This window comes from Flavobacterium sp. CR10, assembly GCF_055814415.1.
The window spans coordinates 2,427,855-2,450,665 of record NZ_CP185985.1 but is presented as its reverse complement, the minus strand read 5'-3'; the positions used below and the strand labels follow the sequence as shown (position 1 = coordinate 2,450,665).

The window sequence follows — 22,811 nt, the reverse complement described above, 5'->3', positions numbered from 1 at the left end:
TCGAAAATACTCTTTCAGATTTGACAATAGCTAATTTTGAGATAAACACATTCCAAAAAAAAGCTATTTCAAAACTTTAAAACCTATAAGCCTTAAAAAAATCGAATTCAGAACAGACTAAAAGCTTCATTTTTGAGATTATTTACGCCAAAGTTCAAAGAGCACATCACAAGATCAATAACAATTAACAACTGTAATCATGAAAATCAATCCGCAATTCTTTCTAAAAAGTATTTTCACACTTATCCTTTGTTTTTCATTAAGTATAACTTCGAAGATCTTTGCTCAGGCAGATCCTCAGCAGGTTACTAAAGAAACTTTTAAGGGTAAAATGGCCTTAGACATTAGAGATTCTAAAAGCGATTGGAGTCCTTATTTGCCCAAAAAAGCGCCAGCAGGTGCTCCTAACATCTTATTTATTTTATATGATGATACTGGTATGGCCGCATGGTCACCTTATGGAGGAGCTATAAATATGCCTACTATGCAAAAATTAGCAGATAACGGAATTACCTATTCACAATGGCATACAACGGCTTTATGTTCCCCTACACGTTCAACATTGCTTACTGGTCGCAACCATCATCTTAATGGAATGGCCGCTATTACTGAAACAGCAGATGGATATCCTGGAGCAAGCGGAAGGATCCCAAAACAAGCTGCAACAATTGGCCAGATTCTGCAGGACAATGGCTGGAGCACTTTTTGGATTGGAAAAGATCACAATGTACCGGAACAGGATATTGCAGCCGGAGGACCAAGAAGCACTTGGCCACTTCAAATGGGATTTGATCGTTTTTATGGTTTTCTTGGCGGAGAAACCAATCAATGGTATCCTGACTTAACAGAAGACAATCATTTTATAGAACCGCCAGCAACTCCTGAAGAAGGTTACCACTTATCTAAGGACTTAGCTGATCATGCATTGGAATATCTTAAAGATCAACAAGCAACAAATCCTTCAAAACCATGGTATATGTGGTATTGTCCAGGAGCCAATCACGCTCCGCATCAAGCTCCAGAAGAATATATTGCAAAATACAAAGGTAAATTTGATGACGGTTACGATGCTTACCGTAAATGGGTTTTACCTCGTATGATTGCAAAAGGAGTATTGCCTCCGGGAACAAATTATGATAAATTCAATCCGATGCCTCCTGGAGTTGCCAACCCTGCCGACAATGTTTTGGATTGGAATAAATTGAGTGCTGATGAAAAAAAATTATTCTCAAGATTAGCTGAAGTTTATGCTGGTTTCTCTGAATATACAGACGCCCAAGTGGGAAGAATTATTGATTATCTTGAAAAAACAGGACAGCTTGAAAATACACTTGTCATTTATGCCGCCGATAATGGAGCTTCGGGAGAAGGCTCTGAAACCGGTTCTGTAAACGAGAACAAATTCTTTAACGGTTATCCTGATGAGTTAAAAGAAAACTTAAAATATATTGACAAATTAGGAAGCCCAGATACTTATGAGCATTATCCAACAGGATGGGCAGCAGCATTTTCTACTCCGTTTAAAATGTTCAAAAGATACAGCCAATATGCAGGAGGAACTTGTGATCCATTGGTAATGTCATGGCCAAAAGGAATAAAAGCTAAAGGTGTAGTTCGCGATCAATTCCACCACTCCACTGATATTGTTCCAACCATCTTAGATGTATGCGGACTTGAAATGCCAAAAGAATATCGTGGCGTTGCTCAATATCCATTATCAGGAGTTTCTATGCGTTATACTTTTGATGCCGCTCCAAACACAAAAACACAAAAACACATTCAGTATTTTGCTATGTTAGGAAGCCGCGCTTTATGGAAAGATGGCTGGAAAGCTGTTGCACTGCACGCTCCACTAGGTGGAAAAGGACATTTTGACAAAGATGAATGGGAACTATACAATACAGACGTTGACAGATCTGAGTCTAATAATTTAGCTAAAAAATATCCAGATAAATTAAAAGAGTTGATTAAAGACTGGAATGATGAAGCCGCCAAAAATTTGGTTTTACCACTTGATGACCGCTCAGCAATTGAAGTATTAGGAACAGAAAGACCTACCTCTGAACCGCCTCGTGACTTATATAAATATTATCCTGGAACTTCAGCAGTGCCAGAAGGAGTTGCTGTAAACGTTCGCGGAAGATCTTATAAAATCCTAGCCGATGTTGACGTTAAAGATGCGAAAGCTTCGGGCGTACTTTTTGCTCATGGATCCCGTTTTGGAGGACATACTTTATTTATTAAAGATGGCAAGCTAAATTATGTGTATAATTTCTTAGGAATTGCTCCTGAACAAAAATTTACTTCTAATGTGCCAATTACAACAGGAAAACATGTTTTTGGAATGGAATTTATCAGAGAAAAAGCAGGTCCGAATGGAGAATCTCTTGGTCAAATGAAACTTTACATAGATGGAAAAGAAGTTGCTTCTGGCCCTATGAGAACACAATCTGGTAAATTTACTTTGGCTGGAGACGGACTTTGTGTTGGATTTGACAGCGGTGATTCTGTTAGTAAAGAATACAAAACTCCAGGAACTTATAAAGGAGGCGAAATCATTGGCGTAGGTGTTAGTGTTGGAAAAGTTGAATATACTGACTTAAACAACGAAGCAAAAAGAGCTTTAGGAAGAGATTAAAAAAACAAACAAAGAGGTATATTCGGTTGCGATTGTGCGACCGAAATACCTCTTTTCTTCTTCTGAATAAATGTATCACTAATAAAGAAGCCAAATGTATTACACCTATTTTAAGCCATATTTTCTTTTCTACTTCTGTCTATTACTTTTTTTCTCGACTAAAATTGTAGCACAAGAAAGCGGAGAAGAGAAATTCAAACCACATAATCAAATCGGAATTTCTATCAATCATGTTCATGTTTTTGAAGGCCGCGATGATGAAGGAAATCGAGAAACTTTAACGCTTCCTGCTTGGGGAATCGATTATACGTTTCAGTTTCATGAAAAATGGGCTATTGGTCTTCATACCGATTTTATTGTAGAAAAATTTAAAGTAGAAAAGGTTTATGCAAGCGAAGAAGACAAAGAAACCGTAGAAAGAAGTTATCCTATTGCTCCTGCTCTTATGGGAATTTATAAACCAAACGAACATTGGAGTTTTCTTTTGGGTTTTGGTGGCGAATTTGCGAAAGAAGAAGATTTTTTCTTAACCCGTGCTGGTGTAGAATATGGTTACGAGCTTCCTAAAGGATGGGAAATTTTTGGCACTGCGAGCTACGACTTTAAATGGAACGCATACGACAGCTGGGGAATCGGTTTAGGAATTGCAAAAAACTTTGGAGGAAAATAATTTATACAAACCTATTAATCTTATGCACACCTCAAATAAATCAAATCGTATTTCTAACAGCCTATTCTTCATTTTCCTTTTATTAATCGGTTTCAAAGGATTTTCGCAACAAGAAAAAGATACCACAAAACTAATGAATGTTCGTTATGGCAGTAAAGGAATTGAATTGGAAACTCGAGACAAAAAATTTCTGTTTCAATTAGCAAGCCGTTTGCAGTTTCGCTTTTCAACGCCAAATGATACAGACCCTTTGACTTACGATGATTATAGCCAAGATGCTAAAACCACTTTTAAAATAAACCGTGCCAGATTAAAAGTCGGCGGTCATGCTTTTGAACCTTGGCTTAAATATTATTGGGAATATGAATTGAGTCAGTCCAATTTATTGGATTTCAGAATAATGATTGAAAAATGGGATTTTCTGAGTTTTAAAGTTGGACAATGGAAAACTGAATTTACTCGTGAAAGATTCATCAGCAGCGGAGAACAACAAATGGTTGATCGATCCTTAATTAATCGTCCTTTTACAGTTGACAGACAGTTAGGAGTTGAAGTTTATGGTCATTTAAAAGGAGCTGGAATTGCCGATTTCAATTATTGGGCTGCAGCATTAACAGGAACTGGACGAGGAAGCACTTCTAATGATGATAATCATTTAATGTATTTTGGAAGGGCGCAATGGAATTTTTTAGGAAGATTTCTTGATTTTGAAGGCTGTGACTTAGAATTTCATGAAAAACCCACTCCTATTATTGCTTTTTCTGCGATAACCAATCGAAGTCCATACACTAGATTCTCGCAAGCTGGAGGGGGTTCTCTGGACGGATTTGAAAATGGTTTGCCAGGACAGTACAGAGTCAATCAATGGAATTTGGAAACTGCTTTTATGTATCGTGGTTTTTCTTGGCAGAGCGAATTGCACACCAAGGAAATCATTGACAAAATAAATAACAATGACACCACCATAATGAAAGGGTATTACATTCAGGCAGGATATTTTTTTCATAATGTTTTTGACTGGTGGCCCAAACACTTAGAAATGGCTGGCCGTCATGCCGCATACAGACCTGATAATTCAATAAGAGAAAATAGACAGGATGAATCTACATTGGCTTTTAATTGGTTTTTTAAAGGACATAAAAACAAATTGACTTCAGAGGTAAGTTATTTTAGTTTCCAAGACAAAACACTTCCATTACAACAAGGATGGAGATTTAGAATACAATGGGATATCTCATTGTGATTTAAACTTTTAGCTCATTAACATAAATCGAACATTTTTTTTCATAACTTTAAATCACCATAAATTACTGAATATGAAAAACATATCCAAAACAGTAAAAAAACTGGCACTTTTAATGTGCTTAACTGCAAGCCTTTTCTTTATTTCAATTGATGGCTTAGCGCAACGTCACCGTGGAGGCGCAGGCGGTGGAGGATTCAATAGATCTGGCGGAGGTGCAACGCATACCAGACAAGCAAGACCTGCTACTCAATCTAGACCCAATGTATCAAGACCCTCAGCAACGACGAGGCCTGCAACAACAAGACCTGGTGCTAATAATTCTGGGACTCAAATTACAAGACCATCCAACAATTCCAACAGGAATAACGCTGTAAATAGAAACAATACTGTCAACCGCAACAATGTAGGCAACAGAAATACTAATATAAGCGGCAATACGGTTAACAGAAACAGAAATAACGTTAATATTAATGTTAACAATAGCGTTCATGTTCGCAATAACCGAAATACTGTAGTTCGTCCAGGATATAGACCATATACACGCCCACCTTATGTGTATGGCGGTTACAGATATAATTGTTACCATCCATATTATCCTCGTCCTTATGTGCCTTTTTATTGGGGTCCGGTTTGGCATCCTTGGGGATTTTTTGTAGCGACATTGGCAACTACAGCAATTATTGTAAGTGTACAAAACGAGAAGTATCACTACGACCAAGGAGTTTGGTATACCTCTACTAATGGTGGCTATACGGCAGTTCCTGCACCAGTTGGAGGTACCGTAAACAATATCCCTAGCGGAGCAGAAACAGTAAATACGGGAACGGTAAATAATTATTATTACGGAGGAACATATTATGAAAAAGATGGCGGGAAATATACTGTAGTTGCTCCTACAGCGGGAACTATTGTGGAGAAATTGCCTGAAGGCGGAGAAGAAGTTACAATAGGCGATGCTAAATATGTAAAATTTGGCGAAACGTATTACCAGCCTGTGCAAATTGACGGAAAAGATAAGTATGAGGTAGTGTCAGTTGAGAAAGATAATTAATTTTATTAATTCTATAAAATTACTATAACTTTAAAGTTATTTGTCTAATTTTATACCCGCTATTGACAACCATTATAAGCTCAAAAATAATAAACCATGAAAAACAAAACCTTTTGGATTTTTGCGTTACTCACATTATCCATTATTTCAATTGCTTACAGTTATACTAGATTTACAGATAAACCAGAAAAAACAGCTGTAGAATGTCATGAAACACCTAGTACAGTAGAATCTGAATTTAAGCCCACTATAGAAAACAAATTTAAACCTACTGAAAAAGCACCAAAAGGCATGGTTTGGATTCCTGGTGGCGAATTCTCAATGGGCACCAATGTTGAAGACGAAAGTTTATGCAGCATAAAAGGCGTTACCAAAGATGCTGCTCCAATTCACAGAGTTTATGTCGATGGTTATTATATGGATGAAACTGAAGTAACAAACGAAGAATTTGAAAAATTTGTAAAAGCTACCGGCTATGTAACCGTTGCAGAACAAAAACCAACAAAAGAAGAATTTCCAACGGCAAACGAAGAAGATTTAATTACAGGTTCTGTTGTCTTCACTCCTACGCCTTCTGCAGTTAATTTGAATAATTTCTTGCAATGGTGGCGTTATGAGCCAGGAGCTGATTGGAGACATCCAGAAGGCCCGCAAAGCACCATTAAAGGAAAAGAAAAATACCCTGTTGTGCATGTTGTCTATGAAGATGCTGCTGCTTACGCAAAATGGGCAGGAAAAAGACTTCCGACAGAAGCAGAATGGGAATTTGCAGCACGCGGGGGGAAAACTGGAAATTTATACGCTTGGGGGAATGACTTAAAACCTAAAGGTAAATTTCAAGCTAATATTTACCAAGGACATTTTCCAATAAAAGATGGCGATACTGGAGAAGACGGATTTAAAGGAATTGCTCCAACAAAACAATACGCTCCAAATGGATATGGCTTGTATGATATGGCTGGGAATGTTTGGGAATGGGTAAACGATTGGTATAGCGTAGATTATTACAAATCATTGGCTGAAAGCGGTCAGATAGCTAAAAATCCCCAAGGACCAAGCGCTTATTACGATCCTAATGATCCTTCTGAAGTAAAACGCGTTCACCGTGGCGGTTCATTTTTATGCACTGACCAATATTGCACTCGATACATGGTGGGAACAAGAGGAAAAGGCGAAATCAGATCTGCCGCCAATCACGTTGGTTTTAGATGCGTAAAAAGCAAATAACAAACTTAAAATACCAGAAAGGGATTCAATTTAGAATCCCTTTTTTTATTAATTCAGATATTAGGAAGCTAAATTTTACAGCAGAAAAATTTTTCTATATTTGCTAAAAATTCAAAAAAATGCAACATATCATAGATCGCTTTATCAGTTATGCAACAATTGACACTGAATCGGATCCAAATTCACAAACAACTCCAAGCACACAAAAACAATGGAATCTAGCCAATAAATTAGTTGACGAACTAAAAGCAATTGGTCTTGAAGACGTAACAATTGACGACAAAGCCTACATCATGGCAACGCTTCCAAGCAACGTTGATCATGAAGTGCCAACAATAGGTTTTGTTTCTCATTTTGATACTTCTCCTGACTTTAGCGGAGCAAATGTAAAACCACAAATCGTTGAAAACTACGACGGAAAAGATATTGTTTTAAATGCTGAAAAAAACATTGTTTTATCTCCAGATTACTTTAAAGATTTATTATTATATAAAGGTCAAACTATTATCACCACTGACGGAACAACGCTATTAGGTGCCGATGATAAAGCTGGAATTACTGAAATTGTTTCGGCAATGGAATACCTAGTTCAGCATCCAGAAATTAAACACGGGAAAATCAGAATTGGTTTTACTCCGGATGAAGAAATCGGTCGTGGAGCACATCATTTTGATGTAGAAAAATTTGGAGCGCAATGGGCTTATACTATGGATGGAAGCCAAATTGGCGAATTGGAATATGAAAATTTTAATGCCGCTGGAGCTAAAATAACTTTCAAAGGAAAAAGCGTTCACCCAGGTTATGCAAAAGGAAAAATGATCAATTCTATGCTTTTGGCAAATGATTTTATCAACGAACTTCCAAAAGGAGAAACTCCACAAGAAACTAGAGGTTATGAAGGTTTTTTCCATGTGCATCACATTAAAGGAAACATTGAAGAAACCGTTTTAGAATTAATTATCCGTGATCACAACAGAAAGAAATTCGAAAAAAGAAAAGAATTGATTCACAAATTGGCGAAACAATTCAACAAAAAATTTGCAAAGAAATTCGGCGAAGATATTGTAACTGCAGAAGTTAAAGACCAATATTACAATATGAAGGAAAAAGTTCTTCCAGTAAAATATATTGTAGATATTGCTGAAAAAGCGATGAGAGAATTAAACATTAAACCGATCATTAAACCAATTCGCGGCGGTACAGACGGTTCTCAATTATCATTTATGGGATTGCCTTGTCCGAACATTTTTGCGGGCGGACATAATTTCCATGGAAAATACGAATATGTTCCTGCAGAAAGCATTCAAAAAGCAACTGATGTTATTGTAAAAATTGCTGAACTGACAGCTATTCCAGGAATCTTTGACGCGCCAGAAAAATCTAAGAAAAGAAAATAATGGAATCAAAATCCGAAAATAAAGGCATGTGGAAATATGGCGCACAATGGGAAGAAGAATTAATTCTTCTTAAAGCCATTATTGACAAAACAGAATTGACTGAAACCACAAAATGGGGAGGTCCAGTTTTTGTTTATGAAAAGAAAAATGTTCTTGGAATTGGAGGATTTAAAGATTATTTTGCTTTGTGTTTTTTTAATGGAGTTTTCTTAAAAGATGAAAAAAAGAAACTTATAAATGCACAGGAAGAAGTAACCAAATCTTTGCGTCAATGGCGATTTTCTTCAAAAGAAGAAATAAACGAAACGGTTATTTTGGAATACATAAAAGAAGCGATTGAAAACGAAAAACAGGGAAAAGTCATTAAACCGGCAAAAAAAGAAGCAATAGTTTCGGAACTTCTAAATGCAGAAATGGCTAAAAACTCAGATTTGAAATCAGCTTTCGAAAAGTTTTCTCCTTATAAACAATATGAGTTTTTAGAATACATTGAAACTGCAAAACAGGAAAAAACTAAGATATCAAGGATCGAAAAAGTGGTTCCGATGATTTTAGCAAATGTGGGATTGAATGATAAATACAGGTAAATTAAATTCCAATCTATACGAGACCTTTGTCAAAGTTTTAAACTTTTACAAAGGTTTTGTCTTTTTTTCATCTCAAATTAAACCCACTTCAAGCCCTATCCATACAGCTTGTCATTTCGAGGAACGAGAAATCTCCACAATTAGCTCTACAAAGATTGGCTACATAGATTATAGAGTTTCTCGCGAAGATTTCTCGTTCCTCGAAATGACAAACTGTACGCAAAAAAAAATCCCAAACTCCTATTTAGAATTTGGGATTTAAATATTGTAATTTAAAATTTATGCTTTCTTATTCAAAGCAGCGCTCAATTCTAAAGAAATAGCAGAACGCTCTAATTTTAATTTTCCAGACATAGTTTCGATTACAACAGTAGTTTCTGCTAATTCAGCAATTTTACCGTGGAAACCACTTTTTGTAACTATTTTATCACCTACTTTAAGGTTGCTTTCAAATTCTTTTTCGTTTTTAGCTCTTTTTTGCTGTGGTCTAATCATGAAGAAATAGATAACCACGAACATTAAAAGGAATGGCGCAAATTGAGATAATTGTCCCATAATTTAAATTTATTTTTGATTTATATTTAATATTTTCTTTTAACTCTTCTACTTCGCTTAGAGAGACAAAGCAGTTGGAATTTGTTATTTAAGAATTGGTTTTTACCAACTTTTACATTAACCCTCTTCCCGTTTTTAGCATCTTCTTATTAGCGGTAAGCTCTTTCACAAGATTATCTAAAATTCCGTTGATAAAAATACTACTTTTTGGTGTAGAATACTCTTTTGCAATTTCTAAATATTCGTTAAGAGTTACTTTTACTGGAATTGACGGAAATTTAACAAACTCGCAAATTGCCATTTTCAAGATAATCGTATCAATTTCAGCAATACGGTCACTGTCCCAATTTGGCGTTTTATCTTCGTATTCTTTTGCAAAAGCACTTTCGTTTAAAACGGTTCTTCTAAACAAATCTTTAGCAAAATCTTTATCTTCAACGTCTTTATACAATTTTGGTACTCTAAAATCGTCTGGATCTTCAGTTTTAATGGCTTTCAATTGTTTAATGATGTGCGTGTTTACAACTGGAATATCATCAACCCAAGTTAATTTATCGTCCTCTAAATACTCATACAATTTTTCATTCGGAACAATAACATTTTCAAACAAATCAATGATGAATCGTCTGTCTTCTTCAAATGTATTTACATTATTCGACATGTATTTTTTGTAGATATCGCTTGCTTTAACATCATTTAAAAGCAAAATAATATAATCGTCGTTTAAAGACCAGTTATTAATTTTACGATTTTCTAAAGCAATGCTAAGAGAATTACTTTCTGCTAAAAGCTGGAAGATTTTGTTTTTGATGAACTTTTCGTTCGGATTACGTTCTGCTGCAGTAGCAAGGTGTTTTTTACTTGATAGATGCAAATAGACAGCTTCTTTTTTGCAAATTTCTATCAATGAAGAAAGCATTATAAGATATAAGTCCTGAATATTATCTATGCTATAAAAAAGGAATTTCTCTTCTTTTTCCATATTATCAGAACCGCTTTGGTGCATTGCATAAATGGATTGCATTACTTTAACGCGTATGTGTCTTCTATTTACCACCGTGTAAGAACATTTAAAAATTAGTCTGCAAAAGTATAACTTTTGATGCGTATTTTAAAATTAATTCGTAAAAAAGTAGCTGTTTTAGTGATCAGTTTTCAGAATTTAGTGGTCACTCACAGTATGCAGTGGTCAGAATCTAAGTATTCACTCTTAGTATACAGATAAAAAAAATCTCAGTTTACAGATAAAACTGCAAACTGAGACTTTAAGACTGAACACTAAAAAAAGTGAACACTGAACACTTAATTACTTAGCCGCATTCTCGATTCTTCTTTGATCGATACGATTTTGAGCAATTGTAAGTGCCGCTTTATGAGTTGTGATATTATTTTTAGCAGCAAAATCTATAATTTCTAAAGTTGTATTATAGATATTTTCTGTTTTGCTCATTATTTCAGCTTTACCGTAGTTTGCCAATTCAGCATAAACATTGATAATTCCACCAGCATTGATTAAGAAATCTGGAGCGTATAAAATTCCTCTTTCCTGTAATCTTGCTCCGTGAACATTTTCGTCAGCTAATTGATTGTTTGCTGCACCAGCAATAACTTTAGCTTTAATTTTATCTACTGTACTATCATTGATTGTTGCGCCCATTGCACATGGAGCGTAGATATCAACATCTGCAGTATACAAATCTTCACCAGTATAAATGGTTGCATTGTATTTTGAAGCAACTTGGTATAATTTTTCTTCGTTGATGTCAGTAATCGTTACTTGCGCTCCTTCTTTAGTTAAATAATCAACCAAAGTTTCACCCACGTGTCCAATTCCTTGCACTAAAACTTTTTTGCCTTCTAAAACATCAGAACCAAACTGACTTTTAGTAGCAGCTTTCATACCTAAATAAACACCGTAAGCAGTTACAGGAGAAGGGTTTCCAGAACCACCTCTTTCTTCAGAAATCCCAGTAACATAAGGCGTTACATCTCTTACAGTATCCATGTCTTTAGTTTCCATTCCGACATCTTCTGCAGTAATATATCTTCCGCTAAGTGAGTGAACAAATTCACCAAACTTACGCATTAATTCAGGTGTTTTTTGAGTTTTAGCATCACCGATAATAACGGCTTTACCTCCACCAATATTAAGTCCAGTAATGGCAGATTTAAACGTCATACCTCTAGAAAGGCGTAAAACATCGTTTAAAGCTTCCCATTCTGTGTTATAATTCCACATTCTGGTTCCTCCCAAAGCTGGCCCCATAACCGAATTATGAATACCAATAATTGCTTTTAAACCTGTATCTTTGTCATTGCAAAATACAATTTGTTCGTGATCGTCAAAAGATAATTGACCAAAAACAGGATCCATTTTTTGAAGTTCCTTTCCAGTTGCGAAAGTTGCATCCATAGCGCTAGTATTAATTAGGTTAAAATTATGAATTCGTCAAAAAGACTTCTCAAACATAATTAAAAAATACACATGCGCTAATTTTTTGTCTTTAAAATAACAATTTTACAATATAATTGTTTTGATTAAATCGCAAATTATTATAATTTTATTTAATAATAATTCTTAAATCTAAATCAATTCAATATCATATTTCTTAAAAAAATGAAAGAATTAAGCTATTTAAACAAATATTTCATCAAATATAAATACAGTTTCTCGCTAGGAATTTTAATCACCATAATCGCACAAATATTTTCTCTATTTACTCCAAAGCTTATTAGCAAGTCATTAAATGCCATTGAAAATTTTGACAAACTTTCTGCTGCAGAGCAAAAATCGGAAATAGTAATAGCAACTTTTCGTCAGGATCTCATTCATAATGTGCTACTTATCATAGGAACTACGATTGTTGCTGGATTTTTAACCTTTTTAATGCGCCAGACTTTAATTGTAATGTCGCGCCATATTGAGTTTGACTTAAAAAATGAAGTTTTTAGACAATACGAAAATCTTTCACAAAATTTCTACAAACAAAATAGAACTGGAGACTTAATGAACCGTATCAGCGAAGACGTTTCAAAAGTTCGTATGTATGTTGGGCCAGCCGTAATGTATACTATAAATACAGCTATCCGTTTTGCCATCGTTATATTATATATGTATAATGTATCGCCGCTGCTTACCTTATATACTATATTGCCGTTACCAATTCTTTCTTATTGTATTTTCAAGTTAAGCTCAGAAATCAATAAACGTAGCACTACATTCCAACAATATCTTTCTAAAGTTTCTAGTTTTACACAGGAAATATTTTCAGGCATTCGAGTTATAAAAGCGTATTCTTTAGAAAATCAGCATCAAAATAATATGGTTGATCTTGCCGAAGAAAGCAAACGCAAAAGCTTAAGTTTAGCAAGAGTTCAATCATTATTCGGCCCTTTAATGATTGCACTTATTGGAATCAGTAATTTGGTTGTAATTTATTTTGGAGGTGTCATGTACATCAACGGAAGTATTCCAAATATCGGAACAATCGCAGAGTTCATATTATATGTAAACATGCTGACTTGGCCGGTTGCTTCTTTAGGATGGGTTTCTTCTATGGTTCAAGAAGCGGAGGCTTCTCAGAAACGTCTAAATGAATTTTTGAAAATTGAACCAGAAATCAAAAACAACAATGAAAACACTTCAGAAATCCAAGGAAATATCTCTTTTGAAAATGTTTCTTTCACCTATCAGGATACTAATATTGAAGCTTTGAAAAATGTTTCTTTTACAGTAAAAAAAGGAGAAACATTGGCAATCTTAGGAAAAACAGGTTCTGGAAAATCGACTATTCTTTCTTTGATTTCAAGATTGTATGATGTAACCGAAGGAGAAGTGAAAATTGACGAAAACGAAATCAGCACTTTAAACTTAAATGATCTTCGCAATAATATCGGAATCGTGCCCCAAGACGCTTTCTTATTTTCTGATACGATTAAAAACAATATCAAATTCGGAAATCAAAACGCAACTGATGAAGAAGTAATCAAAGCGGCTAAAAATGCAGTTGTTCACGACAATATTATTGCATTTAATAAACAGTACGACACCGTTTTAGGAGAAAGAGGAATTACACTTTCTGGTGGACAAAAACAACGTGTTTCTATTGCAAGAGCCATTATTAAAAACCCTGCAATTTTACTTTTTGACGATTGTTTGTCTGCTGTGGATACCGAAACCGAAGAAATGATTTTGAATAATTTATTCGAAATTTCTAAAGACAAAACAACTATAATTGTGAGCCATCGAGTATCATCTGCCAAGAATGCAGACAAAATTATTATTCTCGAAGATGGTAAGATAATTCAACAAGGTTCTCATAATCAATTAATAAATCAAGAAGGATATTACGCATCGTTATATTTAAAACAACTTTCGGAAAAAGAATTACTTTAATTGTTGCGTAATAGATAATTTTTTATGATTTTTGAGTACTATTAATTCCAAAAATGATAGAACGTATTATGAGAGAAAATGACATGTTAGAAAAAGAAGAGATTTTTTCTAAAGTATTACGCGCAGGAAGAAGAACTTATTTCTTTGATGTGAGAGCTACCAAAGCCGATGATTATTATATCACGATTACAGAAAGCAAAAAATTTACTGAAGAAGATGGTTCTTTTCACTTCAAAAAACACAAAATCTATTTATACAAAGAAGATTTTAGTGCTTTCTCCGAAATATTAGAAGAAATGACTTCTTATGTTTTAAACCACAAAGGCGAAGAAGTAATTTCTGAAAGACACCAAAAAGATTTTAAAAAAGAATACAGCTCTGAAAAGACTGAAAGCCAAAGATCTAGTTTTACAGATATTGATTTTGACGATATTTAATCCAAAATCATCTACATAAGTAGGAGTCCAATTTGTTCTGCATTTTGGACTTTTTTTATATATTTATGTTTTAAGATGTGAATTGTAAAATGTGAGACGTACGATTCATGCAGCTTTTACTTCTAAAATTTTACAAATTACACTTTACTTCTAATGAAAAAATTAATTATTCTCCTAAGCTTCTTCCTTTACGGAATTTCATTATCTGCCCAGAATATAGAATATGAAACGAAAAATAATATCCAATATTATAGTGCAGCTGTAAATAAGTCTGATAAATATATCAACGAAAGATGTGTGTTGGATATTTATTACCCTAAAAACAAAACTGGATTTGCCACAATCGTATGGTTTCACGGCGGCGGATTGACTGGCGGAAACAAAGAAATCCCAGAAGCTTTAAAAAACAAAGGTTTCGCTATTATTGGCGTAAATTACAGATTGTCTCCAAAAGCAAAAGCCGAAAAAGCTATTGAAGATGCTGCCGCAGCTGTTGCTTGGGCTTTTAATACTATTTCGAATTATGGTGGCGATAAATCTCAGATTTTCGTTTCTGGACATTCTGCAGGAGGATATTTAGCAATGATGATTGGCTTAGATAAAAAATATCTTCAAAAAGAAAACATTGACGCCAACCAAATTGCAGGACTTATTCCGTTTAGCGGGCAATGTATTACGCATTTCGAAATTAGAAGAGAAAACGGAATACCTGAAAAACAACCAACAATTGACCAATTTGCTCCTTTATATCATGTTCGTGCCGACGCTCCGCCAATGCTATTAATTACTGGAGATCGCGAACTAGAAATGCTTGGGCGTTATGAAGAAAACGCATACATGGCCAGAATGATGAAACTAGTTGGGCATACGCAAACTAAATTATACGAATTGGACGGTTACGGCCACGGAATGACAGAACCTGGTTTTCCGCTTTTGGTTAATGAAGTAAACCGAATTTTAAAAGAACGTAAAAAATAATCACTAAATAAAAATTCCACGGCAATGGAGACACAACTATTAATTATACCAGGACTTGGAGATTCTGGAGAAAAACACTGGCAAACCTTTTGGCATAAAAAATTCGAAAACTCAATTCGTGTTGTACAAGATAATTGGGATGAACCAATTCGCGAAGAATGGCTTGAAAGATTAAACGAAAATATTTCTAAACTTAAAAAACCCACTATTTTAGTAGCACACAGTCTAGCTGTTTCGTTGGTTTTGCATTGGGCAGAAAAATATAATAATCCAAATATTATTGGCGCTTTTTTAGTCGCTCCCGCTGATGTTGATTCACCTCAGCACACACCAGAATCTATAAGAAATTTTTCGCCGATTCCGCTGTATAAATTGCCTTTTCCGTCTGTAGTCGTTGCGAGCGAAAATGATCCTTATGCTTCTTTTGAAAGAAAAAAACTCTTCGCCGAAAAATGGGGAAGTGATTTTGTAAATATCGGTCAGAAAGGTCACATCAACTCCGATTCTGATTTGAAATATTGGGAAGAAGGTCAGGCTATTTTACAGAAGTTGATTGAAAAGATAAACCTTTAACTTAACCGCAAAGTTCGCAAAGATTTACGCCAGGTTCGCAAAGTTAATAATACAAAGCTTTGCGAACTTTAACCGACAAAAAACTCCGCATAAAGCCTTGCGCTCTTTGCGTAAACCTTTGCGAACTTTGCGGTTAAAATAAGTATAAAAACTATCCAATTCTTAATCCATTTGGTATTCTAAAATCGGGAGCCAATAAAATCACATCTCCCTCCTCGCCTACAGCACCAAGCACCAAACATTCACTCATAAATTTTCCGATTTGTTTTCTTGGGAAATTCACAACCGCAACAATCTGACGATTTACTAAATCTTCTTTTTGATATCTTTTGGTAATTTGTGCCGATGATTTTCTAATTCCGATTTCCGAACCAAAATCAATTGTTAGTTGATAAGCTGGTTTTCTTGCTTCAGGAAAATCATTTACTTCTATAATTGTTCCTACGCGCATATCTGTGCGTTCAAATTCGTTCCAGGTTAAATCCATTTTTCAATTATTAGATTTACAAACCTATAAATTTTGTAATTAATGCGCCTAATTCTATAACCTATTTCTTTTTCTTTAAATCTAATTTTATGATAAGAAAAATAAAAATACTCACGTAAAAAGATATAACATGGAACATACTGAACCAAATGCATGCATGTCAATTAAAGATTTTGAATCTAATTTAAAACAGGTTCACACAGATAAATATATAGAAACTGCTCAGAATGTAAGGCTTTATGTAAAGGATTATGGCCAAGGAAAACCTGTAATCCTGATTCATGGCTGGCCTCTTTCTAACGAAATGTGGGAATACCAGATTGATCATCTAGTGCAAAACAATTGTCGCGTAATTGCATACGACAGACGCGGATTTGGAAAATCATCTCAACCGTGGGACGGTTACGATTATGATACTTTGGCAGATGATCTTAAAGAAATTATCGAACAATTGGAATTAGAAAATGTAACGCTTGTAGGCTTTTCTATGGGCGGTGGCGAAGTAGTTCGTTATTTTAGCCGTCACGGCGGAAAAGGCGTTACCAAAGCAGCTTTGATTTCGTCCATCATTCCATTTCTTTTAAAAACTCACGATAATCCAGATGGACACCCGAAAGAGAAAAGCGAAAATACTGCAGCAGCAATCAAAGAAGACCGAATTGGTTTTGTAGACAATTTTGGAAAAACGTTTTTTGGCGTTAACATCATTAATAAACCTCTCAGCACTCCATTATTAGAATATTATAGAAACTTATGTTCGGTGGCTTCTCCAAGAGCTACTTTAAAATGTGCCGAATCATTTTCTTATACCGATTTCAGAGACGAACTGGATTTTATAAAAGTTCCCACCCTGATTATTCATGGTGACGATGATAAAATTGTACCTATTGATCTCACTTCTAGAAAAGCCGCAAAATCTATAGCAAACAACACTTATATTGAATATGAAGGAGCTCCTCATGGTCTTTTTTATACTAATAGAGAAAAACTAAACGAAGATTTACTGGAATTCTTGAATTCATAAAAACCCCAAAAAGTATCCAAAGAAGCAAGCCGAACAAGCTAACTGCTTTCTTTGGGTATTTTTTATTCTTGTGCTCTTTTATTTACAGATTTTTAAAACTATTTTTGAGAATCAAATTTCGAATAAAATGGCACGTACCGAATCAACAATGCTTCCATTAGGAACGATTGCTCCTGATTTTTATTTAAAGGATACCAACTCGAACAATACTTTTTCTTTTGAAGATTTAAAGGGCTCTAAAGGTACTTTGGTTATGTTTATCTGCAACCATTGTCCTTTTGTACATCATGTTATAAGCGAAATTGTAATGATTGCAAATGATTATCGTGTTCAGGGATTAGGGATAATTGCTATTTCTAGTAATGATGTTGTAAAATATCCACAGGATTCTCCAGAATTAATGAGCGAATTTGCACTGGAAAACAAAATTGATTTTCCATATCTGTATGATGAAAGTCAGGAAACCGCTAAAGCTTATCAAGCAGCTTGCACGCCAGACTTCTATTTGTTTGATAATCAAGACAGATTATTTTATCGTGGACAACTAGACGATTCAAGACCAGGCAACGGAATTCCTCTTAGCGGAAGCGATCTTAGAGGTGCAATTGATGCCTTAATTTACAACAGAAGTTTAAAAGAACCACAGAAACCAAGTTTGGGCTGTGGCATTAAATGGAAGTAAAACCTCACTAAATTCAAAAAGATTACGTATCTTTGCAGTTCAATTTAACAATCCTTATGGGAAATATAATATCACATACAGCCTCTACGAAGCCGTTTTGCATAGCAAAACCGATTCCTGCTGTAATTATTTCGCATAATAAGGCCTTTATTAATTAGGCCTCCGTCTACTTCACTTTTTTCTTCTTTTGACGGAGGATTTACATCAGCTTAAACATTTCCTTATTTGACAAAATCATTTTTGATCAGATATTTTTTTGTTTTTCCAGATTAAGCATTTTTGATTCTTTGCCATTTTTAGGACTTAGAAATCTTTTGTTTGCAAATATTCGAAAGAAGAATAAACCATTTAAATTTTATAACAATAAATTCAATATAGATATGAAACCAACACCCACATTCTGTAAATCAGATTATCAATTTTTAAGAGAATTGATTTTAAAAAGTAAAAACTCAACAAATACTAAAGAAGCCAATCAGCTTTCGCAAGAATTAGATCGCGCTGTAATTAGTAAAGAAAGCGAACTAGACTCAGTTATAAGAATTAATTCTATTGTAACAATTGAAGATGTAAAAGCCAAAAAACAAATGAAAATTCAAATCGTTTTACCTTCTGCAGCAGACGTAAAACAATCTAAAATATCAATTCTAGCACCTTTAAGCGTTGCTATAATTGGTTTTAAAGAAAATGATGAAGTAGATTGGGAATTGCCTGCCGGAATCAAAACTTTAAAGGTAATTGCTGTAGATAATTCGGCGGTACATCATTCTTAAGCTTCAAAACACCTCATTCTGTGACGGTGTTTTTTTATATCTATTTGAAAATAAAAAAACTGTTCGATTGAACAGTTTTTTTATGCTTGTTTCTCAGATTCAGATTACAATTGCGAATCAATATAATTTGTAATTGACGCCATTTGAGTTTCGTCTAATTTTGCTTTTTTACCCATTCTTACCAAAATCGGCGTCCATTCTTCTTTTGTGAATTTTTTAGGTTCGTACAATTTGTGGCATTTTGCGCAATTATTATCATACAAACTTTTGCCTGCTTCTAATTCAGGTGTTAAAGCAACCGTTTTTGGAGCTTCAGCAGGAGTTGCTGCAACTGCAGTTGTTTTTTGAGTTCCGCAAGAAACTACAAATAACGCAAGTCCTGCTAGGATTAAAAAGTTTTTCATTGTCTTGATTTTATATAGTAAATATAAAAAAATCCCATATGCCACAACATATGGGATTATTATTTAAAACAATACTAAATTGCTTTTAAACTCTTATTTTACGTCCATTAATTCAACGTCGAAAATTAAAACAGCGTTTGGCGGGATAACTCCTCCAGCTCCAGAAGGACCGTAAGCTAAATCAGATGGAATTACAAAACGAGCTTTGTCACCCACTTGCAATAAAGCAATACCTTCGTCCCATCCTTCAATAACTTGTCCAATTCCTAATTTGAATTCGATTGGTTTTTTACGTGGGTAAGAAGAATCAAACACTTTTCCGTTATCTAAAGATCCTTCGTAGTGAACAGAAACTGTTTTTCCAGCTTCAGCTTTTTTACCGTCTCCTTTTTGAATCATTTTATAACGTAAACCGCTTTCTGTTTTATCAAAACCAGCAGCCAATTGTTCCATTTTAGCTTCAGATTCTGCTTTTAAAGCTGCCTCGCGTTTCATACGAGCACCTTTTAAACCAATGAAAGCTTCAATTGCATTCCATTTTTGAGCTTCTTCTCCAACTCTGATAATTTCAACAGACTCTAAATTGTCACCTTGAGCAACAGCATCAACAACGTCTTGTCCTTCAACAACGTGTCCAAAAACACTGTGTTTATTGTCCAACCATGGAGTTGGAACGTGAGTAATAAAGAATTGAGAACCATTACTTCCTGGACCAGAATTTGCCATAGACAAAACTCCTGGACGATCGTGTTTTAAACTTGGGTGAAATTCATCATCAAATTTATAACCTGGATCACCAGTTCCTGTTCCTTTTGGACAACCTCCCTGAATCATGAAATCTGCAATTACCCTGTGGAAAGTTAATCCGTCATAGAATTTTTGTCCTTGAGGCTTTACTTTATTTTCCATATTTCCTTCTGCAAGAGCAACAAAGTTACCTACAGTTCCTGGTGTCAAATCGTGTGTCAATTTTACTAAAATTGAACCTTTGCTAGTATTGAATTTAGCGTATATTCCGTTTTCCATGTTGTTATTTTTAATTTGAACGCAAATTTACAAATTAATTTCTTAATCAATTTGCGCTTTCGCTTTTTTAGATTTTGATTTATAAGTAAGTCCGTAAATCGTCAATGATAATAAAGATAGGACCATACAGCCAATGGTTACAGCTGGCCATCCGCCAAATTTCCATAATAATAATCCGTAAGCAGATCCTGCCGCTGTTCCTAAAAATGTCAGCGACATAAATACGGTATTTAATCTATTTCTTGCTTCGGGCAATAACGAATAAACTCTTGTCTGATTTGAAATATGAACACCCTGAATTCCAATATCGATAAACACAATTCCAATTGCAATTCCGATTACGCTTTCTATAGCAAAATAGAACGTTATGAAACTGATTAAAACCAATAAACAGCCATAACCCACTGCAATTCTTGAATTTCCTTTATCTCCCAGTCTTCCAACTAAAGGTGCAGCTAAAGCTCCAGAAGCTCCAACAATTCCGAACAATCCAATTGTGGCGCTATTAAAATGGAATGGTTCTCCAGAAAGCAATAAAACCATTGTGGTCCAGAACGCTCCAAATTGAGCAAAACTGAAAACATTGATTGCAGTTGCTTCACGCAAAACAGGTTGTGTTTTTATAAGCGTGAATAAAGATTTAATTAACTGACCATAAGTTCCTTGAAATTGCGGTTTGTTCTGCGGAAACTTGCTTTGAATGACAAAAAAGATCAGAAGACAAATTCCGGCTGCGATATAAAACATAGATCTCCAACCCAAAACTTGACCAATGAATCCGCTTAATGTTCGCGAAAGCAAAATTCCGACCAAAAGTCCGCTCATGATAGTTCCGACAACTTTCCCTCTTTGCTCAGGCGCGCTCAACGAAGCGGCCAATGGCAAAATAAGCTGTGGTACAATCGAAGTGATTCCGATTAACAGGGAAGCAATTTGTAAAACAAGAAAACTTTTGGCAGTTGCTGCAATCAACAAAGCAATTACAGTTGCAAAAGTAGTCATCAAAATTTGCCTTTTTCTTTCTATTTTATCGCCAAGAGGCACCATAAAAAATAACCCGATAGCATAACCCGCCTGAGTTAAGTAAGTTATAGTTCCGGCGCTGGCTTCAGGAATTTTAAATTCGTTAGCAATTAAAACAATCAAAGGCTGGCAGTAATAAAGATTTGCAACTATAAGACCAGTGCAAACTGCCATAAACAGTACATTAGTTTTAGATAAATTCATGCTGCAAAAATACCACTCTAATCTTTAGCAAAACTTTAAAAAAAGTATAAATTTTAAGTTTTTTTTAAACCATATAAGCGATATAAGTTCATTTAAAAATATCTTGACTAAATTTATAGCCAAACTTAAATTTTCTTAAATCACTTATATGGTTATTTTTTTATTAAGCTTTTAGTAATTCAAAAAGTCTTCTCTAGCAGGGCTGAAAACATCTGTCAACATACCTGTTTCTAAACAAATCACACCGTGTATCGCATGTGGTGGAATATAAAAACTATCTCCTTCTTTTAATGTCTGTGTTACACCGCTGATTGTTACATCAAATTTTCCGCTTGCGATGTAAGTAACTTGAGAATGATAATGCTCATGCAAAGTACCGATTCCGCCTTTCTCGAAATGTACATTTACCAACATTACTCTTTCGTCAAAAGCCAAAATCTTGCGTTTGATTCCTTCACCTACTACTTCCCACTCTATTTCGTCTCCTTTTATAAATTCTTTGCTAGTACTCATTTCTATTTATTTTTAATTTTTTCAAAGTCTTTTTTCATCAATGCCAATCCTTCATCTAGATTATTCTTTTGAAAGAACTCTTCAAGCTCTTTTAATCTCTTTAAATTATCATAATTAAACCCCGAATTTAATTTTCTTTGACAAAGAGAACATAATCTAATAGAATGCGAATCTGTTTCTGTCATACTATTGGTTCCATTCATAACGCAACTGGCTTCAATACAATGATGCAGACCAAACATATGCCCTATTTCGTGTGAACAAATTTTCAGCAATCGTTCTAAACCTAAATTAAAATCGGCTTCTTTTTGCATTCTATACATCGAACTTACTGCGATTTTATCTCTATAAGAAGCCAATCCAAAAACATAATTCCATTCGGGTTTTGGATACAAATCTTTTTCAGTTATTGCCATTAAAGCAATTCTTTTATCTGGACTTTCTTCTTTTAAAACATCATTCAAAATATACCCAGCTAAAAACTGCTCTTGCCCAACATCTCCAATTCGTCTAGCATGATTCGGAATAATATCATTTGAAACATTTTCTAAAACCTTAGTTTCCAACTGAAAAAATATTTGCAAATATTGACGAACTAATTCAATTTGTTTTATCTGCATTGAATTGAACTTTCCTATAGGCTGCAAATAAATAATATTTTCTTCTTTGGTTGGAACAACGTGTTTAGTTCTCACAAATTGCTCGAAACTTTGTCCGTTTTCTTCATGAGAAAACAACCAATCTCCATAGGCTGGCTTCCCCAGTTTAATATCGTTAACTTTAATATCTACAAAATAAGGTTGAGGCGGTAAAATTTTCTGCGGAATTGATAGTGTCTTTAAACTTTTCTTTTCTTTTTTATCAGATTGACATGAACAAAGAATTACAAAAACCAGCAAAAGAAGCTTCTTCATAAATAT

The 22,811-nt window shown here is 34.6% G+C and carries 23 protein-coding genes; 14 read left to right on the top strand and 9 right to left on the bottom strand.

Features of this window, described 5'->3' with window-relative positions; all coding sequences use genetic code 11:
- The first annotated feature begins 199 nt into the window (after positions 1 to 199).
- From ACNRYB_RS10920 to ACNRYB_RS10890, 7 genes are all read left to right on the top strand, one after another.
- Complete coding sequence (locus ACNRYB_RS10920; RefSeq protein ID WP_473730067.1) at positions 200 to 2,638, top strand: arylsulfatase; 2,439 nt, start codon at positions 200 to 202, stop codon at positions 2,636 to 2,638.
- A gap of 94 nt (positions 2,639 to 2,732) precedes the next feature.
- Entirely contained in the window at positions 2,733 to 3,308 is a 576-nt protein-coding gene (locus ACNRYB_RS10915) for a hypothetical protein (protein WP_473730066.1), read from the top strand.
- A gap of 22 nt (positions 3,309 to 3,330) precedes the next feature.
- Complete coding sequence (locus ACNRYB_RS10910) at positions 3,331 to 4,551, top strand: OprO/OprP family phosphate-selective porin (protein ID WP_473730065.1); 1,221 nt, start codon at positions 3,331 to 3,333, stop codon at positions 4,549 to 4,551.
- 73 nt (positions 4,552 to 4,624) lie between these two features.
- A complete protein-coding gene (locus ACNRYB_RS10905; RefSeq protein WP_473730064.1) occupies positions 4,625 to 5,605 on the top strand; it encodes a DUF6515 family protein in 981 nt (326 codons plus the stop codon).
- A gap of 96 nt (positions 5,606 to 5,701) precedes the next feature.
- Positions 5,702 to 6,832, top strand: a complete 1,131-nt coding sequence (locus ACNRYB_RS10900) for a formylglycine-generating enzyme family protein (protein WP_473730063.1) — start codon at positions 5,702 to 5,704, stop codon at positions 6,830 to 6,832.
- Between the two features lie 119 nt (positions 6,833 to 6,951).
- On the top strand, positions 6,952 to 8,229 hold the full coding sequence (gene pepT, locus ACNRYB_RS10895; RefSeq protein ID WP_473730062.1) for a peptidase T: 1,278 nt from the start codon (positions 6,952 to 6,954) through the stop codon (positions 8,227 to 8,229).
- Positions 8,229 to 8,816: a YdeI/OmpD-associated family protein gene (locus ACNRYB_RS10890; protein ID WP_473730061.1), complete on the top strand. Its 588-nt coding sequence runs from the start codon at positions 8,229 to 8,231 to the stop codon at positions 8,814 to 8,816. Before pepT ends, ACNRYB_RS10890 begins: the two co-directional genes overlap by 1 nt.
- Before the next feature lie 279 nt (positions 8,817 to 9,095).
- Here ACNRYB_RS10890 and yajC read toward each other — a convergent pair whose 3' ends face one another.
- The 3 genes from yajC to ACNRYB_RS10875 all read right to left on the bottom strand — a co-directional run bounded on the left by yajC (position 9,096) and on the right by ACNRYB_RS10875 (position 11,784).
- Positions 9,096 to 9,371, bottom strand: coding sequence for a preprotein translocase subunit YajC (yajC, locus tag ACNRYB_RS10885; protein WP_008462186.1), 276 nt, complete (start codon positions 9,369 to 9,371; stop codon positions 9,096 to 9,098).
- Positions 9,372 to 9,483: 112 nt separating this feature from the next.
- Positions 9,484 to 10,395, bottom strand: a complete 912-nt coding sequence (gene nusB / locus ACNRYB_RS10880; protein WP_473730060.1) for a transcription antitermination factor NusB — start codon at positions 10,393 to 10,395, stop codon at positions 9,484 to 9,486.
- A gap of 282 nt (positions 10,396 to 10,677) precedes the next feature.
- Complete coding sequence (locus ACNRYB_RS10875; protein WP_473730059.1) at positions 10,678 to 11,784, bottom strand: Glu/Leu/Phe/Val family dehydrogenase; 1,107 nt, start codon at positions 11,782 to 11,784, stop codon at positions 10,678 to 10,680.
- 204 nt (positions 11,785 to 11,988) lie between these two features.
- On the opposite strand from ACNRYB_RS10875, the gene ACNRYB_RS10870 reads away from it, so the two are divergent.
- The 4 genes from ACNRYB_RS10870 to ACNRYB_RS10855 all read left to right on the top strand — a co-directional run bounded on the left by ACNRYB_RS10870 (position 11,989) and on the right by ACNRYB_RS10855 (position 15,755).
- Positions 11,989 to 13,767: an ABC transporter ATP-binding protein gene (locus ACNRYB_RS10870; RefSeq protein WP_473730058.1), complete on the top strand. Its 1,779-nt coding sequence runs from the start codon at positions 11,989 to 11,991 to the stop codon at positions 13,765 to 13,767.
- Positions 13,768 to 13,835: 68 nt separating this feature from the next.
- Positions 13,836 to 14,204, top strand: a complete 369-nt coding sequence (locus tag ACNRYB_RS10865; protein WP_008462177.1) for a PUR family DNA/RNA-binding protein — start codon at positions 13,836 to 13,838, stop codon at positions 14,202 to 14,204.
- 153 nt (positions 14,205 to 14,357) lie between these two features.
- The gene (locus ACNRYB_RS10860) at positions 14,358 to 15,182 is read left to right on the top strand and encodes an alpha/beta hydrolase (protein WP_129747264.1); all 825 of its coding nucleotides are present in this window, start codon (positions 14,358 to 14,360) and stop codon (positions 15,180 to 15,182) included.
- A 24-nt stretch (positions 15,183 to 15,206) separates the two neighbouring features.
- The gene (locus tag ACNRYB_RS10855; protein ID WP_473730057.1) at positions 15,207 to 15,755 is read left to right on the top strand and encodes an RBBP9/YdeN family alpha/beta hydrolase; all 549 of its coding nucleotides are present in this window, start codon (positions 15,207 to 15,209) and stop codon (positions 15,753 to 15,755) included.
- Positions 15,756 to 15,906: 151 nt separating this feature from the next.
- On the opposite strand, the gene ACNRYB_RS10850 is transcribed toward ACNRYB_RS10855, so the two are convergent.
- On the bottom strand, positions 15,907 to 16,242 hold the full coding sequence (locus ACNRYB_RS10850) for a tRNA-binding protein (RefSeq protein ID WP_433780577.1): 336 nt from the start codon (positions 16,240 to 16,242) through the stop codon (positions 15,907 to 15,909).
- 130 nt (positions 16,243 to 16,372) lie between these two features.
- On the opposite strand from ACNRYB_RS10850, the gene ACNRYB_RS10845 reads away from it, so the two are divergent.
- The 3 genes from ACNRYB_RS10845 (at position 16,373) to ACNRYB_RS10835 (ending at position 18,721) form a co-directional block, all read left to right on the top strand.
- Entirely contained in the window at positions 16,373 to 17,266 is an 894-nt protein-coding gene (locus ACNRYB_RS10845; protein WP_473730056.1) for an alpha/beta fold hydrolase, read from the top strand.
- Between the two features lie 127 nt (positions 17,267 to 17,393).
- A complete protein-coding gene (locus ACNRYB_RS10840) occupies positions 17,394 to 17,948 on the top strand; it encodes a thioredoxin family protein (protein WP_129747261.1) in 555 nt (184 codons plus the stop codon).
- Positions 17,949 to 18,328: 380 nt separating this feature from the next.
- The gene (locus tag ACNRYB_RS10835) at positions 18,329 to 18,721 is read left to right on the top strand and encodes a GreA/GreB family elongation factor (RefSeq protein WP_008462169.1); all 393 of its coding nucleotides are present in this window, start codon (positions 18,329 to 18,331) and stop codon (positions 18,719 to 18,721) included.
- 104 nt (positions 18,722 to 18,825) lie between these two features.
- Here the strand turns inward: ACNRYB_RS10835 and ACNRYB_RS10830 are convergent, their stop codons facing one another.
- From ACNRYB_RS10830 to ACNRYB_RS10810, 5 genes are all read right to left on the bottom strand, one after another.
- The gene (locus tag ACNRYB_RS10830; RefSeq protein WP_473730055.1) at positions 18,826 to 19,125 is read right to left on the bottom strand and encodes a c-type cytochrome; all 300 of its coding nucleotides are present in this window, start codon (positions 19,123 to 19,125) and stop codon (positions 18,826 to 18,828) included.
- Between the two features lie 93 nt (positions 19,126 to 19,218).
- Positions 19,219 to 20,151 (bottom strand): peptidylprolyl isomerase, encoded by a 933-nt coding sequence (locus ACNRYB_RS10825; RefSeq protein ID WP_129747259.1) that lies wholly within the window; start codon positions 20,149 to 20,151, stop codon positions 19,219 to 19,221.
- A 42-nt stretch (positions 20,152 to 20,193) separates the two neighbouring features.
- On the bottom strand, positions 20,194 to 21,348 hold the full coding sequence (locus tag ACNRYB_RS10820) for an MFS transporter (protein ID WP_242502539.1): 1,155 nt from the start codon (positions 21,346 to 21,348) through the stop codon (positions 20,194 to 20,196).
- Positions 21,349 to 21,549: 201 nt separating this feature from the next.
- Positions 21,550 to 21,891, bottom strand: coding sequence for a cupin domain-containing protein (locus tag ACNRYB_RS10815; protein WP_473730054.1), 342 nt, complete (start codon positions 21,889 to 21,891; stop codon positions 21,550 to 21,552).
- A gap of 2 nt (positions 21,892 to 21,893) precedes the next feature.
- Positions 21,894 to 22,805: an archaemetzincin family Zn-dependent metalloprotease gene (locus ACNRYB_RS10810; protein WP_473730053.1), complete on the bottom strand. Its 912-nt coding sequence runs from the start codon at positions 22,803 to 22,805 to the stop codon at positions 21,894 to 21,896.
- Positions 22,806 to 22,811 lie beyond the last annotated feature (6 nt).

Bases quoted from the DNA above. Each gene is read 5' to 3' on its own strand.
- ACNRYB_RS10920 (WP_473730067.1), top strand. From the start codon at position 200: ATGAAAATCAATCCGCAATTCTTTCTAAAAAGTATTTTCACACTTATC.
- ACNRYB_RS10915 (WP_473730066.1), top strand. From the start codon at position 2,733: ATGTATTACACCTATTTTAAGCCATATTTTCTTTTCTACTTCTGTCTA.
- ACNRYB_RS10910 (WP_473730065.1), top strand. From the start codon at position 3,331: ATGCACACCTCAAATAAATCAAATCGTATTTCTAACAGCCTATTCTTC.
- ACNRYB_RS10905 (WP_473730064.1), top strand. From the start codon at position 4,625: ATGAAAAACATATCCAAAACAGTAAAAAAACTGGCACTTTTAATGTGC.
- ACNRYB_RS10900 (WP_473730063.1), top strand. From the start codon at position 5,702: ATGAAAAACAAAACCTTTTGGATTTTTGCGTTACTCACATTATCCATT.
- pepT (WP_473730062.1), top strand. From the start codon at position 6,952: ATGCAACATATCATAGATCGCTTTATCAGTTATGCAACAATTGACACT.
- ACNRYB_RS10890 (WP_473730061.1), top strand. From the start codon at position 8,229: ATGGAATCAAAATCCGAAAATAAAGGCATGTGGAAATATGGCGCACAA.
- yajC (WP_008462186.1), bottom strand. From the start codon at position 9,371: ATGGGACAATTATCTCAATTTGCGCCATTCCTTTTAATGTTCGTGGTT.
- nusB (WP_473730060.1), bottom strand. From the start codon at position 10,395: ATGCAATCCATTTATGCAATGCACCAAAGCGGTTCTGATAATATGGAA.
- ACNRYB_RS10875 (WP_473730059.1), bottom strand. From the start codon at position 11,784: ATGGATGCAACTTTCGCAACTGGAAAGGAACTTCAAAAAATGGATCCT.
- ACNRYB_RS10870 (WP_473730058.1), top strand. From the start codon at position 11,989: ATGAAAGAATTAAGCTATTTAAACAAATATTTCATCAAATATAAATAC.
- ACNRYB_RS10865 (WP_008462177.1), top strand. From the start codon at position 13,836: ATGAGAGAAAATGACATGTTAGAAAAAGAAGAGATTTTTTCTAAAGTA.
- ACNRYB_RS10860 (WP_129747264.1), top strand. From the start codon at position 14,358: ATGAAAAAATTAATTATTCTCCTAAGCTTCTTCCTTTACGGAATTTCA.
- ACNRYB_RS10855 (WP_473730057.1), top strand. From the start codon at position 15,207: ATGGAGACACAACTATTAATTATACCAGGACTTGGAGATTCTGGAGAA.
- ACNRYB_RS10850 (WP_433780577.1), bottom strand. From the start codon at position 16,242: ATGGATTTAACCTGGAACGAATTTGAACGCACAGATATGCGCGTAGGA.
- ACNRYB_RS10845 (WP_473730056.1), top strand. From the start codon at position 16,373: ATGGAACATACTGAACCAAATGCATGCATGTCAATTAAAGATTTTGAA.
- ACNRYB_RS10840 (WP_129747261.1), top strand. From the start codon at position 17,394: ATGGCACGTACCGAATCAACAATGCTTCCATTAGGAACGATTGCTCCT.
- ACNRYB_RS10835 (WP_008462169.1), top strand. From the start codon at position 18,329: ATGAAACCAACACCCACATTCTGTAAATCAGATTATCAATTTTTAAGA.
- ACNRYB_RS10830 (WP_473730055.1), bottom strand. From the start codon at position 19,125: ATGAAAAACTTTTTAATCCTAGCAGGACTTGCGTTATTTGTAGTTTCT.
- ACNRYB_RS10825 (WP_129747259.1), bottom strand. From the start codon at position 20,151: ATGGAAAACGGAATATACGCTAAATTCAATACTAGCAAAGGTTCAATT.
- ACNRYB_RS10820 (WP_242502539.1), bottom strand. From the start codon at position 21,348: ATGGCAGTTTGCACTGGTCTTATAGTTGCAAATCTTTATTACTGCCAG.
- ACNRYB_RS10815 (WP_473730054.1), bottom strand. From the start codon at position 21,891: ATGAGTACTAGCAAAGAATTTATAAAAGGAGACGAAATAGAGTGGGAA.
- ACNRYB_RS10810 (WP_473730053.1), bottom strand. From the start codon at position 22,805: ATGAAGAAGCTTCTTTTGCTGGTTTTTGTAATTCTTTGTTCATGTCAA.